General features: G+C 71.7%; 9 protein-coding genes. 8 read left to right on the forward strand and 1 reads right to left on the reverse strand.

Annotation, left to right across the window (positions count from 1 at the left end; genetic code table 11):
• Positions 1–25: 25 nt before the first annotated feature.
• Entirely contained in the window at positions 26–2542 is a 2517-nt protein-coding gene (locus tag ACIRJT_RS29885; RefSeq protein WP_403915118.1) for a DEAD/DEAH box helicase, read from the reverse strand.
• Between the two features lie 79 nt (positions 2543–2621).
• Here ACIRJT_RS29885 and ACIRJT_RS29890 point away from each other — a divergent pair, with 79 nt between their 5' ends.
• From ACIRJT_RS29890 to tmk, 8 genes are all read left to right on the forward strand, one after another.
• Positions 2622–2975: an STAS domain-containing protein gene (locus tag ACIRJT_RS29890; RefSeq protein ID WP_003967428.1), complete on the forward strand. Its 354-nt coding sequence runs from the start codon at positions 2622–2624 to the stop codon at positions 2973–2975.
• Between the two features lie 199 nt (positions 2976–3174).
• Positions 3175–3645, forward strand: a complete 471-nt coding sequence (locus ACIRJT_RS29895; protein ID WP_403915121.1) for an ATP-binding protein — start codon at positions 3175–3177, stop codon at positions 3643–3645.
• A gap of 552 nt (positions 3646–4197) precedes the next feature.
• Positions 4198–6627 carry a sodium-translocating pyrophosphatase gene (locus ACIRJT_RS29900; protein ID WP_403915124.1) on the forward strand — a complete coding sequence of 810 codons (2430 nt, stop codon included), beginning with the start codon at positions 4198–4200 and terminating at the stop codon, positions 6625–6627.
• Positions 6628–6999: 372 nt separating this feature from the next.
• Positions 7000–7686: a small secreted protein gene (locus ACIRJT_RS29905; RefSeq protein ID WP_403915126.1), complete on the forward strand. Its 687-nt coding sequence runs from the start codon at positions 7000–7002 to the stop codon at positions 7684–7686.
• A gap of 78 nt (positions 7687–7764) precedes the next feature.
• Entirely contained in the window at positions 7765–9291 is a 1527-nt protein-coding gene (locus ACIRJT_RS29910) for a methyltransferase (RefSeq protein WP_403915129.1), read from the forward strand.
• A 479-nt stretch (positions 9292–9770) separates the two neighbouring features.
• A complete protein-coding gene (locus ACIRJT_RS29915) occupies positions 9771–9968 on the forward strand; it encodes a hypothetical protein (protein ID WP_403915132.1) in 198 nt (65 codons plus the stop codon).
• A 281-nt stretch (positions 9969–10249) separates the two neighbouring features.
• Positions 10250–13156: a type I DNA topoisomerase gene (gene topA, locus ACIRJT_RS29920; RefSeq protein ID WP_403915135.1), complete on the forward strand. Its 2907-nt coding sequence runs from the start codon at positions 10250–10252 to the stop codon at positions 13154–13156.
• Positions 13157–13442: 286 nt separating this feature from the next.
• Positions 13443–16742 (forward strand): dTMP kinase, encoded by a 3300-nt coding sequence (gene tmk, locus ACIRJT_RS29925; RefSeq protein WP_403915137.1) that lies wholly within the window; start codon positions 13443–13445, stop codon positions 16740–16742.
• Positions 16743–16832 lie beyond the last annotated feature (90 nt).

Raw genomic sequence — 16832 nt, forward strand, 5'->3', positions numbered from 1 at the left:
GGCCGGCGGCGCTGTCCCTGGCGACTCAGCCTTTCGGCATGGCCGGCCCGGTGGGTGTGTCCGGCCCGGCGGGCGTGACCGGGCCGTTCGGTTCCGGGGGTGCGGCTCTGAGGAGTTCGGTGAGCAGGCGTACGGCTCCGCGTTTGTGCAGGGGCTCGTTGCCGTTGCCGCACTTGGGGGACTGGATGCAGGAGGGGCAGCCCGCCTCGCATTCGCAGGACGCGATGGCCTCACGGGTCGCCGTCAGCCACGTACGGGCGGTGTGGAAGGCCCGCTCGGCGAATCCGGCTCCGCCGGGGTGGCCGTCGTAGACGAAGACCGTCGGCAGCAGGGTGTCCGGGTGCAGGGGTACGGACACGCCGCCGATGTCCCAGCGGTCGCAGGTGGCGAAGAGCGGCAGCAGGCCGATCGACGCGTGCTCGGCGGCGTGGAGTGCGCCGCCGAGGATCTCCGGGTTGACGCGGGCCGCGTCGAGCTGGTCCTCGGTCACCGTCCACCACACGGCGCGGGTGCGCAGGGTGCGGGGCGGCAGGTCGAGCTTCGTCTCGCCCAGGACTTCTCCGGTGATCAGTCTCCGGCGGAGGAATGAGACGACCTGGTTGGTGACCTCGACGGAGCCGTAGCAGAGCCGACCCTGGCCCCAGGGGATCTCGGTGTCGGTCTCCAGGACGGTGATGGCCGTGGTGTCGCGGGCGACCGTCGAGTACGGCGGGTCGGCCTGCTCGACCAGGGCCACGGAGTCCTCCAGGTCCAGCTTCCGGACCAGGTGGGTGCGGCCCTGGTGCAGATGGACGGCTCCCTCGTGGACGGCCGTGTGGGCGGCGGCCGCGTCGACGGTGCCCAGCAGGCGGCCGGTGCCCTCCTCGACGATCTGGACGGGACGGCCCCCGCCGCCCCTGATGTCGGCCAGGTCGGCGGCCCGTTCGCGCCGGGTCCAGTGCCAGCCCGACGCCCGTCTGCGCAGCAGCTTGGCCGCCTCCAGCTGTGGCAGCAGCTCGGGCACGGCCGGGCCGAAGAGCGCGACGTCGGGCTCGGTGAGGGGCAGCTCGGCGGCCGCGGCGCACAGGTGGGGGGCGAGGACGTAGGGGTTGTCCGGGTCCAGCACCGTCGACTCGACGGGCTGCTGGAACAGGGCCTCGGGATGGTGCACCAGATAGGTGTCCAGCGGGTCGTCCCGGGCCACGAGAACGGCCAGGGCGCCCTGCCCCGCGCGGCCGGCCCGGCCCGCCTGCTGCCAGAGGGACGCCCGTGTGCCCGGGTAGCCGGAGATGACGACCGCGCCGAGGCCGGAGACGTCGATGCCCAGCTCCAGGGCGGTGGTGGCCGCCAGACCGAGCAGCTCGCCGGAGTGCAGCGCCCGCTCCAGGGCCCGGCGCTCCTCGGGGAGGTAGCCCCCGCGGTAGGCGGCGACCCGCTTCGGCAGCGAGCGGTCGACCTCCGCGAGGCGCTCCTTGGCGATCACCGAGATCAGTTCGGCGCCGCGCCGGGAGCGTACGAAGGCGACCGAGCGGACGCCCTGGAGGGTCAGGTCGGTGAGGAGGTCGGCGGTCTCGGCCGTCGCGGTACGGCGAACGGGTGCGCCCTTCTCGCCGTGCAGGTCGGTCAGCGGGGGCTCCCACAGGGCGAAGAGCAGCTCGCCGCGCGGAGAGGCGTCGTCGGACACCTCCTTGACCGGCAGGCCCGTCAGACGCCCGGCTGCGACCGCGGGATCGGCCGCTGTGGCCGAGGCCAGCAGGAAGACCGGATCGGCCCCGTAGCGGGCGCACAGACGGCGTAGCCGGCGCAGGACCTGGGCGACGTGGGAGCCGAAGACGCCCCGGTAGGTGTGGCACTCGTCGATCACGACGAATCGCAGGGCACGCAGGAAGGAAGCCCAGCGGGGGTGGGAGGGCAGTATTCCGCGGTGCAGCATGTCGGGGTTGGTCAGGACGTAGTTCGCGTACTGCCGCACCCATTCGCGTTCCTCGACGGGGGTGTCGCCGTCGTAGACCGCGGGCCTGACGGCGTTGCCGAGCGGGGCCGCGAGCGCCTTCACGGAGCGCCGCTGGTCGGCTGCCAGGGCCTTGGTGGGGGCGAGGTACAGGGCGGTGGCCCCGCGGCCGTTGGGTGCCTCCGAGCCGTCCAGGAGGGTGCTGAGGACCGGCGCGAGGTACGCGAGGGACTTCCCGGAGGCCGTTCCGGTGGCGATCACGACCGATTCTCCGTCCAGCGCGTGCTCCGCCGCGGCCGCCTGATGCGCCCACGGATGGGCGATCCCGGCTTTCTCGATCGCCGAGATCACTTCTGGCCGGATGCGATCCGGCCAGATGGCATGGGTTCCCGATCGCGGGGGCAGGTGCTCCGTATGAGTGATGCGCGCGGCCCGGCCCGCCCCTGCGGCGAGCCGGTCGAGGATCATGGCGGGAGAGGGGCGCGAGCCCACACTCTCGGGTGGTTGTCCGGGACGGTGATTCTTGGCCATCGGCACCGAGTGTGTCACTGGCGTGACGGACAATGGTCCCAAGGCGTCGTGCATGGCTGCTGGTAAGTGATTGAATGCCATGGCGGCTGGCGATCCGTCCCCTGGCCTCCGTCGGGGAGACCGAGGGGCGACCGCTCGATAGCAAGGTGCTGGAGGATCCGTGGACCTGTCCCTGTCGACTCGCAATGTGTCCGGGCCTGGTGGCGACCGTACGGTCGTCGAGGTCGGTGGCGAGATTGATGTGTATACCGCGCCCAAGCTGCGCGAGCAGTTGGTCGAGTTGGTGAATGACGGCAGCTACCACTTGGTTGTCGACATGGAAGGCGTCGACTTCCTCGACTCCACCGGCCTCGGCGTGCTCGTGGGTGGCTTGAAGCGTGTCCGGGCCCATGAGGGCTCGTTGCGCCTGGTCTGCAACCAGGAGCGCATTCTCAAGATCTTCCGGATCACAGGTCTGACCAAGGTGTTCCCGATTCACACCACGGTCGACGAGGCTGTCGCCGCCACCGACTGAGGTCGAAGCGGATCGGCCCGCGGGTCGGTCGGCAGGCAGTGAACAGGCCGGCAGCGGCAGCGCATGGGCCGTGACGGACAGGCGGTCGACCCTCGGGTCGGCTGTCGGTTCTGTCGGCTTCCGGAGGAGGAGAGCAGGGGTGCCGGGCGATATGCCCGGGGCCTCTGAGGCGTACGCCCAAACGTTCGAGGGGGATGTCATGGCCACCGTTGAACTCCGCTTCAGCGCCCAGCCTGAACATGTCAGGACGGCCCGCCTGGTGGCGGCCGCCGTGGCGCGCAGGGCCGGCGTCGATGAGGCGGTGCTCGACGAGGTCAGACTCGCCGTCGGAGAGGCGTGCAGTCGCGCGGTCGGGCTGCACCGCAGTCACGGCATCACCGAGCCGGTCAGCGTCGCGTTGACCGAGGAGGAGAAGGCGTTCTCCATCGAGGTCGGGGACAGCGTTCCCGGCCCCGGCGGGGATTCCGCCGCGTCCGGCGCGCGTAACGGCTCCGGTGCTTCCGGAGCGGGGCCTGACCGGCCCGATCCCGAGATGGACGGTGAGGGCGAGGACGAGATGGGACTCGCGGTCATCAGCGGTCTCGTCGACGACGTGGAGGTCCGATCCGGTGCGGGCGGCGGAGTGATCCGCATGAGCTGGCCGACGGCGGGCACCGTGGTAAGCCCCTGAGGGCTCGCGTCCGCGCCTGCGCCCATGCCGTACCCGCGCCCCCTCGCCCGCCGCATTCCGCACCCCCGTGCCCCCGTACAGTTGCCTGCCGTCCGTGCTCGCGTGGCCCGTGTCTCTGCCCGTGCCCCGTGCCGACTCCTGTCGTCCGTGCCCGTGTCCGTTCCGCTGCCCGTGATTCCAGGTGCTGAGCACTGCGTCTGAGGCGCCGGGGCCCGAGGCGTCGGGGTGCTGAGGTACCGGGGCCCCGGGGTGCCGGGGTGCTGAGATCCGCCCTGCGGTTCCGAGGCCCTGCGGTTCCGAGGCCCTGCGATCCGTGGGCGTCGAGGCGCGCCAGTGATGTTTCGTCTTCCTGGGCCCTGCTGAGCAGGGCCTTTTTCCTTGATTCTCTTCGGGTAATGCCCCTGCCTCATTACTGCGTTCGAGCAAAATCCCTCCGCCGATCTTTCGGCGTTGGAGGGAGGGCGATCAATTCTCATCCCACCCACTGTTTTGATCAGGTTCCGCTCCCTACAATCCGTCCACGACTTGAGCGCTGAGCGTCAAGGAGGACGTATGGCGGAGTTCTTCACCACCCCAATGGCAGCACTGACGCAAGAATCCGCATTCTCTGACCGACCCGTCTCCCTCGCGGCGGCGGTACTCACCGACGGGAACCGGCTGATCGTCATCGTGGTGGCGGTCGTCGCCGTCGCCGCGCTGATCGTCGCCCAGCTGCTCGTACGCCAGGTCCTGGCGGCGGGCGAGGGCACCGAGCGCATGAAGGAGATCGCCGCGGCGGTCCAGGAGGGCGCGAACGCCTATCTGGCCCGGCAACTGCGCACGGTCGGTGTCTTCTCCATCGTCGTGTTCTTCCTCTTGTTCCTGTTGCCGGCCGACAACTGGTCGCAGCGCGCGGGGCGTTCCCTCTTCTTCCTGGTGGGCGCGCTTTTCTCGGCGGCGACCGGATACATCGGCATGAGGCTCGCCGTACGGAGCAATGTGCGAGTGGCCGCGGCCGCGCGTGAGGCGACTCCGGCGGAAGGCGAACCGGAAAGGGATCTCACCGCTGTCTCGCACAAAGCGATGAAGATCGCTTTCCGTACCGGTGGTGTGGTCGGAATGATCACGGTGGGACTCGGGCTGCTCGGGGCGTCCTGCGTGGTGCTCGTCTATGCCGCCGACGCGCCCAAGGTGCTGGAGGGGTTCGGTCTCGGCGCGGCGCTGATCGCCATGTTCATGAGGGTCGGCGGCGGGATCTTCACCAAGGCCGCGGATGTGGGCGCCGACCTGGTGGGCAAGGTGGAGCAGGGCATCCCGGAGGACGATCCGCGCAACGCCGCCACCATCGCCGACAACGTGGGCGACAACGTCGGTGACTGCGCGGGCATGGCCGCCGACCTCTTCGAGTCGTACGCCGTGACGCTCGTCGCGGCGCTCATCCTCGGTATGGCCGCGTTCGGCGACTCCGGTCTCGCCTTCCCCCTGATGGTCCCGGCGATCGGCGTCGTCACCGCGATGATCGGGATCTTCGCGGTGGCCCCGCGCCGCGCCGACCGCAGCGGGATGACCGCGATCAACCGCGGCTTCTTCATCTCCGCCGTGATCTCGCTCGCCCTGGTGGCCGTCGCCGCGTTCACCTATCTGCCCTCCTCGTACGCCGAGCTGGACGGGGTCACCGACGGGGCGATCGCCGGGCACGGCGGCGATCCGCGGATCTTCGCCCTGGTCGCGGTGGCCATCGGCATCGTCCTGGCCGCGCTCATCCAGCAGCTCACCGGCTACTTCACCGAGACCAATCGCCGCCCGGTCCGGGACATCGGGAAGTCCTCCCTCACCGGCCCGGCCACCGTGGTGCTGGCGGGCATCTCCATCGGCCTGGAATCGGCCGTGTACACCGCGCTGCTGATCAGCCTCGGCGTCTACGGGGCGTTCCTGCTGGGCGGTACGTCGATCATGCTGGCGCTCTTCGCGGTCGCGCTCGCCGGGACGGGACTCCTCACCACGGTGGGCGTCATCGTGGCCATGGACACCTTCGGACCGGTCTCGGACAACGCCCAGGGCATCGCCGAGATGTCCGGGGACGTCACCGGGGCCGGTGCCCAGGTGCTCACCGACCTGGACGCGGTCGGCAACACGACCAAGGCCATCACCAAGGGCATCGCCATCGCCACCGCCGTTCTCGCGGCGGCGGCGCTCTTCGGGTCCTACCGCGACGCCATCGCCACGGCGGTGGACGAGGTCGGGGCAGGGGCGGGCGAGCTGGGGCTGAGCCTGGACATCTCGCAGCCCAACAACCTCGTCGGCCTGATCCTGGGCGCCGCGGTCGTCTTCCTGTTCTCCGGGCTGGCCATCAACGCCGTGTCCCGGTCCGCCGGAGCGGTGGTCTACGAGGTCAGGCGGCAGTTCCGCGAGCATCCCGGGATCATGGACTACTCGGAGAAGCCGGAGTACGGGCGCGTCGTCGACATCTGCACCCGCGACGCCCTGCGCGAACTGGCCACACCGGGACTTCTCGCGGTCCTGGCGCCGATCGCCGTCGGTTTCACCCTCGGCGTCGGCGCCCTCGGCTCGTACCTCGCCGGGGCGATCGCCACGGGCACGCTGATGGCCGTGTTCCTCGCCAACTCCGGGGGCGCCTGGGACAACGCCAAGAAGCTCGTCGAGGACGGCCACCACGGCGGCAAGGGCAGCGAGGCCCATGCCGCGACCGTCATCGGCGACACGGTCGGCGACCCGTTCAAGGACACGGCCGGCCCGGCGATCAACCCGCTGCTCAAGGTGATGAACCTGGTCGCCCTGCTCATCGCCCCGGCGATCGTGCAGTTCAGTTACGGAGCGGACGCGAACCCGTGGGTGCGGGCGCTGGTGGCCGTCGTCTCCATCGGGATCGTCGTCGTCGCGGTCTACGTCTCCAAGCGGCGCGGCATCGCCGTGGGCGACGACGACGCCTCGGGAGGCGGCGGCCCCTCGGTCCCCGCGCCGGATCCAGCGGCGGCCCCGTGAGCCGTACCTAGCGAGGTGCTCCGGGTGGGCACACCCGTGTGACGTGTGATCAAACAATGGGCGGGCGGCGCGTGCTGACGTGCCGTCCGCCCTCCTCTGCTCCCTTCTCCGCCTCTCTCCGCGCTCCCGCGACTCCTTCCGCTCTCGTCCGGTGGTGTCCGGTGGCGTCCGCGTCGGTGTGGGTCGATGATCGGGAGCAGCCTTTCGGATGAGTGACCGATCGGGCGTCCGATTCTCTGGGCGAGTGGTATCTCCCTCATTTCCCTTGGTGCAAATGGCTTCAAAAGCATGCACACCGGATGACCGGCGCCCGGCTGTCGTCCCCCCGGCGTGTAAGTTCCGGGGCCGAGAGCCTTGGAAGGGACCCATCCGGTGAACAAGAAGCTTGCAGCCGCACTGTCCGGCGGTGCGGTACTCGTACTGACGCTGTCGGGCTGCAGCGACGACAGCGACAACAAGGTCAACGACTGGGCCAAGAAGGTCTGCGACCAGGTTCAGCCGCAACTGCAGAAGATCGCCAACGCCAACGCCTCCATCCAGCAGCAGACCGCGGACAACAGCAAGCCCGCCGACGTCCAGAAGACCGACTCGGCCGCCTTCCAGCAGATCTCCCAGGCGTACAAGTCGCTGGGCGCCGCCGTGGACTCGGCCGGTCCGCCGCCGGTCGACGACGGTGAGACCACGCAGAAGGAAGCGGTCAAGGAGCTCAACGCCTCCTCCAAGGCGTACGCCGACCTCAAGACCGAGGTCGACGCGCTCGACACCAAGGACCAGGCGAAGTTCGCCGACGGACTGAAGGGCATCGCCGACGAGCTGAACAAGATCAGCACCAGCGGTGACCAGGCTCTGAAGAAGCTCCAGTCCGGCGAGGTCGGCGCCGCGATGTCGAAGCAGAAGGGCTGCCAGAAGCCGACTGCCTCGACCGGCCCCTCCGGCTCCGGGGCGGTCGGCTCCGACGCGTCCACGGAGGGCACGGCCCCCGACGAGAAGGACTCGACGGAGAAGGACTCGACGGAGAAGGAGTCCGGGGACAAGGACTCCTCGGAGAAGAAGGGCTGAGCGCCGTTCTTCCGGCCCGGACACCCGGTGGGTGCCCGGGCCGCTGCCGTTGTCGGTGGGAGCGGACACAATGGGTGGGTGAGTAAGAGCAGCCTTCCCGCACCCGACCACGCCGCCGCCCTCCGTGAGGCCCTGCTCGCCGCGGACTTCACCGCGGACGGGCTCCTCGACCGCCTCGGCGCGCCCGCCTATGCCGCCCTCGCCCGCAGCGAGACGGTCCCCGCCCTGCGGGCCACCCGGGGCGACACCTCGCTCGACACGCTGGTGCGGCTGTTCTTGCTGCAGCGTCCCGTCGCCGAGGAGCAGGCACGTGCCGCCCTGCCGCTCGCCGAGTGCGTCACGGACGGCTGGGTGAGCCACGCCGACGGCACGGTCCGTGCGGGCGTCGACGTACGGCCGTACGGCGGGCCGGACGGCGAGGACTGGTTCATCGTGTCCGACCTCGGGTGCGCGGTCGGCGGTGCCGGCGGCATCGGCTCCCGCGAGGAGGGCGTCGTCCTCGGTGTCGGCGGGGCCTCCACCACCCTCGCCGGGATCACCGTCCGGGCGCCGGTGGCCTCGGCCCTCGACCTCGGTACGGGCTCCGGCATCCAGGCGCTGCACGCCGCCCAGCACGCGACCCGGATCACCGCCACCGACCTCAACCCCCGCGCCCTGGAGTTCACCCGGCTCACCCTCGCCCTGTCCGGCGCCGCCCCCGCCGACCTGCGCGAAGGCTCCCTCTTCGAGCCGGTGGGCTCCGACACGTTCGACCTGATCGTCTCCAACCCGCCCTTCGTCATCTCGCCCGGCGCCCGCCTCACCTACCGGGACGGCGGCATGGGCGGCGACGACCTGTGCCGGGAGCTGGTGCGGCAGTCCGGCGACCATCTGAACGAGGGGGGCTACGCCCAGTTCCTCGCCAACTGGCAGCACCTGGAGGGCGAGGAGTGGCAGGACCGGCTGCGCTCCTGGGTGCCGTTCGGCTGTGACGCCTGGATCGTCCAGCGCGAGGTCCAGGACGTCACGCAGTACGCCGAGCTGTGGCTGCGGGACAGCGGCGACCACCGCGGCGACCCCGCCGAGTACACCGAGCGGTACGAGGCGTGGCTCGACGAGTTCGAGGCGCGGGGCGCCACGGCCGTCGGGTTCGGCTGGATCACCCTGCGCAAATCCGCCGCGGCGGCGGCCGGGAACCCCTCGATCGTCGTCGAGGAGTGGCCGCACGCGGTGCGGCAGCCGCTCGGACAGACCGTCCAGGAGCACTTCGCCCGCCAGGACTACCTCCGCGACCAGGACGACGCGGCGCTGCTCGCCGGACACTTCGTGCTTGCTGCCGAGGTCGTGCAGGAGCAGGTCGGCATGCCGGGCGCGGAGGACCCCGAGCACGTGGTGCTGCGTCAGCACCGCGGCATGATGCGGGCGACCAAGGTCGACGCGGTGGCGGCCGGGTTCGCGGGCGTGTGCGACGGCTCGCTGCCCGCCGGGCGGATTCTGGACGCCATCGCGCAGTTGATGGCGGAAGACCCGGTGCTCCTGCGCGACCGCACTCCGCAGGCGATCCGGCTGCTGGTCGAGGAGGGCTTCCTGGAGCCGGCGCCCGGTGCCGTGCCGCGGGGCCGGTAGGGCGCGGAGCACGTGCGGGACGCGGCGGTGGAGTGCGGGGAAGGCGGCGCGGAGGTACGGCGGCCGGCGGCCTGGAGGCCGTGTCCGTAGGGCAGCGTGACCTGGAGGCCGCGGCCGTGCAGCAGCGACCGCGACCGCCTTCCGGTACGGGGCGGGGACGCTTCCCTGTCGGGCGGTGTCGTTCTTGTCACCAGTGCGTTCCCGCTCGGCGCGCTCTCCGACGCGCCCGGACCGCGCATTCCGGTCGTGCGGTCCCTGTGCGGTCCCTGTGCCGTCCTCGGGCTATCCGCATGCGGTCCTCATGCGGTCCGTATGCGGCCGATGGGGCTCCGCTGGTCGGCGGGGGAGTGCTGTTCACCCTGGGTTCGTGTGGGCGATGCCCCGGGGTGACAACCTCCCCGTGCCGGACCGCCGAGGTCCGGCGCCGGGACCGGTCGGCCCGTCCCGGGCGGTTCGCCACGACGGGCTAGGGGTACGACATGGAGAGCGTCTCAGCAGTCTTCGCCGGTACGGCCCTGGCGCTGTTCGGCGCCGCCCTCCTGATCTGGACCGGGGCGCGAGCCCTGCACCGCGCGCCGGTGGCGCACGATGTGAGCCCCGTCGCCTCCACCGCACTCACGACCCTCTTCGGCGTGGTTTTCCTCGGCCTCGGCGTGTGGTGTTTCACGCTCGTCTGATCCCCGCCCCCGGCAGGGCGGCGCCCGGGCCGACAGGATGTCCGGCGGACACCGCGACCACCTCCGAAAAGACACCGGCCACGCCTCCGCGCGGCCCGGACCCGGCGGTCCGGGCGGCAGGAATGGCGGAAGTCGGGTTACCGTTCGAGTGGCCGTTGCGGGCTTTTGCCGTTTGACACGGGGGCGGGTTGTACCGTCACACTCCGCAGCGACAGCACCGCGGGCAGCGTCATGACGCTGCCCGGATGCCCATCGAGTGTCGACCGGAGAGAAGAGCGAAGTTGTCCCCGACCAGCGAGACCGCACAGGGCGGCCGCCGACTCGTCATCGTCGAGTCGCCTGCCAAGGCGAAGACGATCAAGGGCTATCTCGGCCCCGGATACGTCGTCGAGGCGAGCGTCGGGCACATCCGCGACCTCCCGAACGGCGCGGCCGAGGTCCCGGACGAGTACACCGGCGAGGTACGCCGCCTCGGGGTGGACGTCGAACACGACTTCCAGCCCATCTACGTCGTCAACGCCGACAAGAAGGCCCAGGTCAGGAAGCTCAAGCAGCTCTTGGCCGAGTCCGACGAACTCTTCCTCGCCACCGATGAGGACCGCGAGGGCGAAGCCATCGCGTGGCACCTCCAGGAAGTGCTCAGGCCCAAGGTCCCGGTCCACCGGATGGTCTTCCACGAGATCACCAAGGACGCGATCCGGGCAGCCGTCGCCAACCCGCGCGAGCTCAACCAGCGCATGGTCGACGCCCAGGAGACCCGCCGCATCCTCGACCGCCTCTACGGCTACGAGGTCTCGCCGGTCCTGTGGAAGAAGGTCATGCCGAAGCTCTCGGCGGGCCGCGTCCAGTCCGTCGCCACCCGGCTCGTCGTCGAGCGGGAGCGCGAGCGCATCGCCTTCCGCTCCGCCGAGTACTGGGACCTGACCGGAAAGTTCGCCACCGGCCGCGCCGGTGACGCCTCCGACCCCTCGACCCTCACCGCCCGCCTCAGCGCGGTCGACGGCCGCCGGATCGCCCAGGGCCGCGACTTCGGCCCCGACGGGCAGCTGAAGGCCGGCTCCGCCCGGACCCTGCACCTGGACGAGACGAACGCCCGCGCCCTGGCCGCCGCGCTCGCCGACTCCTCCTTCGCGGTCCGGTCCGTCGAGTCGAAGCCCTACCGCCGCTCCCCGTACGCCCCCTTCCGGACCACGACCCTCCAGCAGGAGGCGAGCCGCAAGCTGGGCTTCGGGGCGAAGGCGACCATGCAGGTGGCGCAGAAGCTGTACGAGAACGGCTTCATCACCTATATGCGTACGGACTCCACGACCCTCTCGGACACCGCGATCTCCGCGGCCCGGGCCCAGGTCACGCAGCTGTACGGGGCGAACTACCTCCCCGAGAAGCCGCGTACGTACGCCGGGAAGGTCAAGAACGCGCAGGAGGCGCACGAAGCGATCCGCCCCTCCGGCGACCGCTTCCGCACTCCTGCCGAGACCGGCCTCACCGGCGACCAGTTCCGGCTCTACGAGCTGATCTGGAAGCGGACCGTCGCCTCCCAGATGAAGGACGCGACCGGCAACTCCGTCACCGTCAAGATCGGCGGCCGGGCGAGCGACGGCCGGGACGCCGAGTTCTCCGCGTCCGGCAAGACGATCACCTTCCACGGCTTCATGAAGGCGTACGTCGAGGGCGCGGACGACCCGAACGCCGAGCTGGACGACCGCGAGCGCCGGCTGCCGCAGGTGGCCGAGGGCGACGCGCTGTCCGCCGACGAGGTCACGGTCGACGGGCACGCCACCAAGCCCCCGGCCCGCTATACCGAGGCCTCGCTGGTCAAGGAGCTGGAAGAGCGCGAGATCGGCCGCCCGTCGACGTACGCCTCGATCATCGGGACGATCCTCGATCGCGGCTATGTCTTCAAGAAGGGCACGGCGCTCGTCCCGTCCTTCCTGTCCTTCGCCGTGGTCAACCTGCTGGAGAAGCACTTCGGCCGGCTCGTCGACTACGACTTCACCGCCCGCATGGAGGACGACCTCGACCGCATCTCGCGGGGCGAGGCCCAGTCCGTGCCGTGGCTCAAGCGCTTCTACTTCGGCGCCCAGCCCGGTGACGACACCGCCGGAGCCGGATCGGCCTCCGACGCGGGCAACGGCGACGGCGACCACCTCGGCGGCCTGAAGGCACTGGTCACCGACCTCGGCGCGATCGACGCCCGGGAGATCTCCTCCTTCCCGGTCGGCAACGACATCAAGCTCCGCGTCGGCCGCTACGGCCCGTACATCGAGCGGGGCGAGAAGGACGCCGAGGGCCACCAGCGGGCCGACGTGCCCGAGGACCTGGCCCCCGACGAGCTGACCGTGGAGCTCGCGGAGGAGCTGCTGGCGAAGCCCAGCGGCGACTTCGAGCTGGGCGCCGACCCGGTCAGCGGGAACCAGATCATCGCCAAGGACGGCCGCTACGGCCCGTACGTCACCGAGGTGCTGCCCGAGGGGACGCCGAAGACCGGCAAGAACGCGGTGAAGCCGCGGACCGCCTCCCTCTTCAAGTCCATGTCCCTGGACACGGTCACCCTCGCCGACGCCCTCAAGCTGATGTCGCTGCCGCGCGTCGTCGGCGAGGACGCCGAGGGCGTCGAGATCACCGCGCAGAACGGCCGTTACGGCCCGTATCTGAAGAAGGGCACCGACTCCCGGTCGTTGACCTCCGAGGACCAGCTCTTCGACATCACCCTCGAAGAGGCCCTCGCGATCTACGCCCAGCCCAAGCAGCGCGGCCGGGCCGCGGCCAAGCCGCCGCTGAAGGAACTGGGCACCGACCCGGTCAGCGGTGCGCCGGTCGTGGTGAAGGACGGCCGCTTCGGCGCGTACGTCACCGACGGCGAGACCAACGCGACGCTGCGGACCGACGACAGCGTCGAGGACATCACGCCGGAGCGCGGCTACGAGCTGCTCGCCGAGAAGCGCGCCAAGGGGCCCGCGAAGAAGAAGACGGCCAAGAAGGCCCCGGCGAAGAAGGCGACGGCCAAGAAGACGGCCGCGAAGAAGACGACGGCCACCAAGACCACGGCCGCCAAGAAGACCGCGGCGAAGAAGACGACGACGGCCAAGAAGGCGACGACCGCCAAGACGGCTGCCAAGAAGACGACGGCGACAGCGAAGAAGACGGCTTCCGCCTCGTCCTCCGCCGCCGCCCCGTCGGACGACTGACCCCGCTGCCTTGTCGGACGACTGACTCCGACGTCGCGCGGATCGCACCCAGCCGCCCGGTACCTCGATCCCTGTGATCCAGGTGCCGGGCGGTGGCGCGTGGGCGTGCGGTGCGGTGGTGCGCGGGAGCGCCGGGCGGCGGCGCGCAGCCGTGTGCGGCGGCGGTGCGCAAAGAGGCCGGGCGGTGGTGCGCAAGAGGGTCTCGCGCACCCTGGCCGGAAGTTGTTTACGTCCATATGTTCGGACGGGCCGACGGTCACCGCGCCGCTGCCGATAGGCTGGGCGGATGACGCGAGCCGAGCAGCCAACGGTCGTGAGCCCCACCTCCGACACACTTGCCGCAGACTCACGCGAGCGCGCCGTACGGGCCCTGTTGCGTATTCCCCCGCTGAAGCGGTTGTGGAGCGCCCAGCTCGTCGGCGGTATCGGCGATGCACTCGCCCTTCTCGTGCTGGTGCTGCTGTCGCTGCAAGCGGCGGTCCTTGAGGGCTCATTCGGCACCGGATACCGCGGGGCGGCCTTCGCCGTCGCCGCCGTCTTCGGTGCCCGGATCCTTTCCACCCTGTTCTTCGGAGCCGTACTCCTGGGGCCCTTGACGTCCCTCACGGGGCCCGGCGGAAAGCTGGACCGACGATGGCTGATGATCGGGGTGGACGGGCTGCGCCTGGCGCTCCTGGTCGTCGCCCCGCTGTGGATCGACTGGACGCCCGACAAGGCGCTCATGATGATCCTCATCACCGTCTTCGTGACCGGCGCCGGTGAGCGCCTGTGGGCCGTGGCCAAGGACAGCGCCGCCCCGGCGCTGCTGCCGGCCCCGCCCCTCGAAGGCGCGGCCGTGCGCCCCCTGCCCGACCACCTCGACGCCCTGCGCCGCCTCTCGCTGCGTACGAACTTCCTCGCCGTGCCCGGCGCCGCGCTGGTCCTGCTGGCCGCCACGCTGGTCGGCAACCTCCTCGGGTCGGGCCTGGAGTGGTTCTCCTTCCACCAGGCGGCCCTGGGGTCCTACGTCGCGGCCGGGCTCTTCTCGGCCTCCATCTCCACCCTGTACTTCCTCCGGTTCCCGGCCACGCAGACGCCGCGGCCGCGCTCCCCGCTGGAGGGTCTGCGCCGCCCCGCCACCGGCAACGGCCCCGACAAGGGCCGCACCGGCGCCGTCCCCCTGCTGGTCGCGGTCTGCGCGGCCCTCGCCGGAGCCGTCGCGGCGGCCGCGGCCGTCTCCGTACTGCACGCCTACGACCTCGGCGGCGGGCCCGCGACGTTCGCGCTGCTGGTCCTCGGGCTGACCGGTGGCACCGCCCTCGGCATCCGCACCGCGCGCCATGTGCTGCCCACCCTGTCGCGCCGCCGTCTGCTGGCGCTGGCCGTCACGGTCACCGGCCTCGCGCTCCTCGCGCTCGGCCTGGTGCCGGACACCGCGACCGGGATCGCCATCGCCCTGCTCGCCGGTTACACCGCCGGGGTCGCCGCGAACACCGGGCACACCCTGATCGACCAGGAGACCGAGGCGTTCCGGCAGGCCCGGACCACCGAGCACCTCCAGGCCGTCGTCCGGGTGCTCGTCGCGCTCGGCGCGGTCGCGGGCCCCCTGCTGGCCGCCGCGATCGGGCGGCACCGCCTGGTCGCCGGTGACTTCGTCTTCGCCCACGGCGGGGCCGCTTTCACCCTGATGCTGCTCGGCGCGCTGCTGCTGCCCGTCGCCGCCCTCGTCCTCGCCAGGACGGACGACCGGGCGGGCGTGCCGCTGCGCCGGGACCTGCGCGAGGCGCTGCGCGGCGGCGACCCGGCGGTCGCACCCGCCGCCACCGGCTTCTTCCTCGTCCTGGAGGGCGGCGACGGAGCGGGCAAGTCCACTCAGGTCGAGGCGGTCGCCGACTGGATCCGGTCCAAGGGCCACGAGGTCGTCGTGACCCGCGAGCCCGGGGCCACCCCGGTCGGCAAGCGGCTGCGGTCGATCCTGCTCGACGTGTCCTCCGCCGGCCTGTCCAACCGGGCCGAGGCCCTGCTGTACGCCGCCGACCGCGCCGAGCACGTCGACTCCGTGGTCCGCCCGGCGCTGGAGCGCGGCGCGATCGTCATCTCCGACCGCTACATCGACTCGTCCGTCGCCTACCAGGGCGCCGGACGGGATCTGGCCCCGACCGAGATCGCCCGGATCTCGCGGTGGGCGACGAGCGGCCTCGTACCGCATCTGACGGTGCTGCTGGACGTCGATCCGGCGACCGCGCGGGAGCGGTTCACCGAGGCGCCGGACCGGCTGGAGTCGGAGCCCGTCGAATTCCACGAGCGGGTGCGGTCCGGGTTCCTGACCCTGGCAGCCGCCGACCCGACGCGTTATCTGGTGGTGGACGCCGGCCAGGAGCCGGAGTCGATCACCACCGTCGTACGTCACCGGCTCGACCAACTCCTGCCACTCTCCGAGGCCGAGATCGAGGCCATCGAGGAGGCCCGCCGCCAGGCCATCGAGGAGGCCCGGCGCAAGGCGGAGGAGGAGGCCGCGCGCAAGGCCGAGGAGGAGCGCCTGGAGAAGGAGCGCCAGGAGCAGCTGGCCCGGCTGCGCGCCGAGGAGGAGGAGCGCAAGCAGCGCGAGCTGGAGGAGGCCCGCCGCCGCGAGGCCGAGCGCCAGGCGGAGGAGGCCCGGCAGCGCGCCGAGGAGGCCCGCCGCCGCGCCGAGGAGGACCGGCTCCGGCTGGAGGCCGAGGAGCGGGTCCGCGAGGCCGAGCAGGAGCGCCTGCGCAAGCAGGCCGAGGAGGAGGCCCGGCTCCGCAAGGAGGCCGAGGCGCAGCGGCTGGAGAAGCAGCGCAGGGCCGAAGAGGCCCTGATGCGTGCCGAGGAGGCCCGCCGCCGGGCCGAGGCCGAGGCCGCCGCCCGCACGGAGGCGGCACGGGCCGAGGCCGATCGGGCGGAGGCTCAGCGCGCGGAGGCCCAGCGTGCGGAAGAGGCGCGTGCGTCGCGTACCTCCCACGACTCCGGTATGGAGACGTCGTCGCGGTCGTCCGCGTCGTCGTCCTCACGGTCCTCGGAGTCGGAGGGCCCGTCCGTTCCGGAGAACGAGCTCACGGTGCCCACACCGATCGTGAACCCGAACGAGATCACGCAGCCGGTCCCGGCGGTCCGGCCGGAGGACGACCGTCCTTCCGGATCCGGTACGGGTGCGGGCAGGGGTGCACGTTCGGGGTCCGCTCTCGGGGACGACGAGACGGCGATGCTGCCGCGCTTCTCGGATCAGCGGCCGGCGGACCGGGGGTCGGCGGACCGGCGGCCGGCCAGGGACGCGGACGAGACGGCCGTGCTGCCGCCGGTCTCCGCCGATCAGCCCTCCGACCGGGTGCCCCAGGGCTTCTTCCGGGACGAGAGCCCGGCGTCCTCGCCCGCGGAGAGCGAGAACGAGCGCACCCGGGAACTGCCGCAGGTCGAGGACCCGAACGCCGGGGCCACGCCCGACCGGCAGCAGGGCCGCCGCAAGCGCCCCCGCCCGGACTGGGCGGAGGAGACTCCGCTGGACGATCTGCCGACCCTGGCGGACGAGCTGCTCGGCGGCCAGGAGGACGACGGTCCCGCGGGCCGGGGACGTCGCCCGCGCGGCTGACACCCCGCCCCACCGCCGACGGTGAAGTACCGGCCCGTCCGTCCCTCCGGGGGCGGGCGGGCCGGACTGTCAGTGGCGTCCCCCACAATG

It is taken from the genome of Streptomyces sp. NPDC102283, assembly GCF_044766265.1.
Classification (GTDB): Bacteria; Actinomycetota; Actinomycetes; order Streptomycetales; family Streptomycetaceae; genus Streptomyces.

Coding starts and splice junctions, on each gene's coding strand:
- ACIRJT_RS29885 (WP_403915118.1), bottom strand. CDS start 2,542: ATGGCATTCAATCACTTACCAGCAGCCATGCACGACGCCTTGGGACCA.
- ACIRJT_RS29900 (WP_403915124.1), top strand. CDS start 4,198: ATGGCGGAGTTCTTCACCACCCCAATGGCAGCACTGACGCAAGAATCC.
- ACIRJT_RS29915 (WP_403915132.1), top strand. CDS start 9,771: ATGGAGAGCGTCTCAGCAGTCTTCGCCGGTACGGCCCTGGCGCTGTTC.
- ACIRJT_RS29895 (WP_403915121.1), top strand. CDS start 3,175: ATGGCCACCGTTGAACTCCGCTTCAGCGCCCAGCCTGAACATGTCAGG.
- tmk (WP_403915137.1), top strand. CDS start 13,443: ATGACGCGAGCCGAGCAGCCAACGGTCGTGAGCCCCACCTCCGACACA.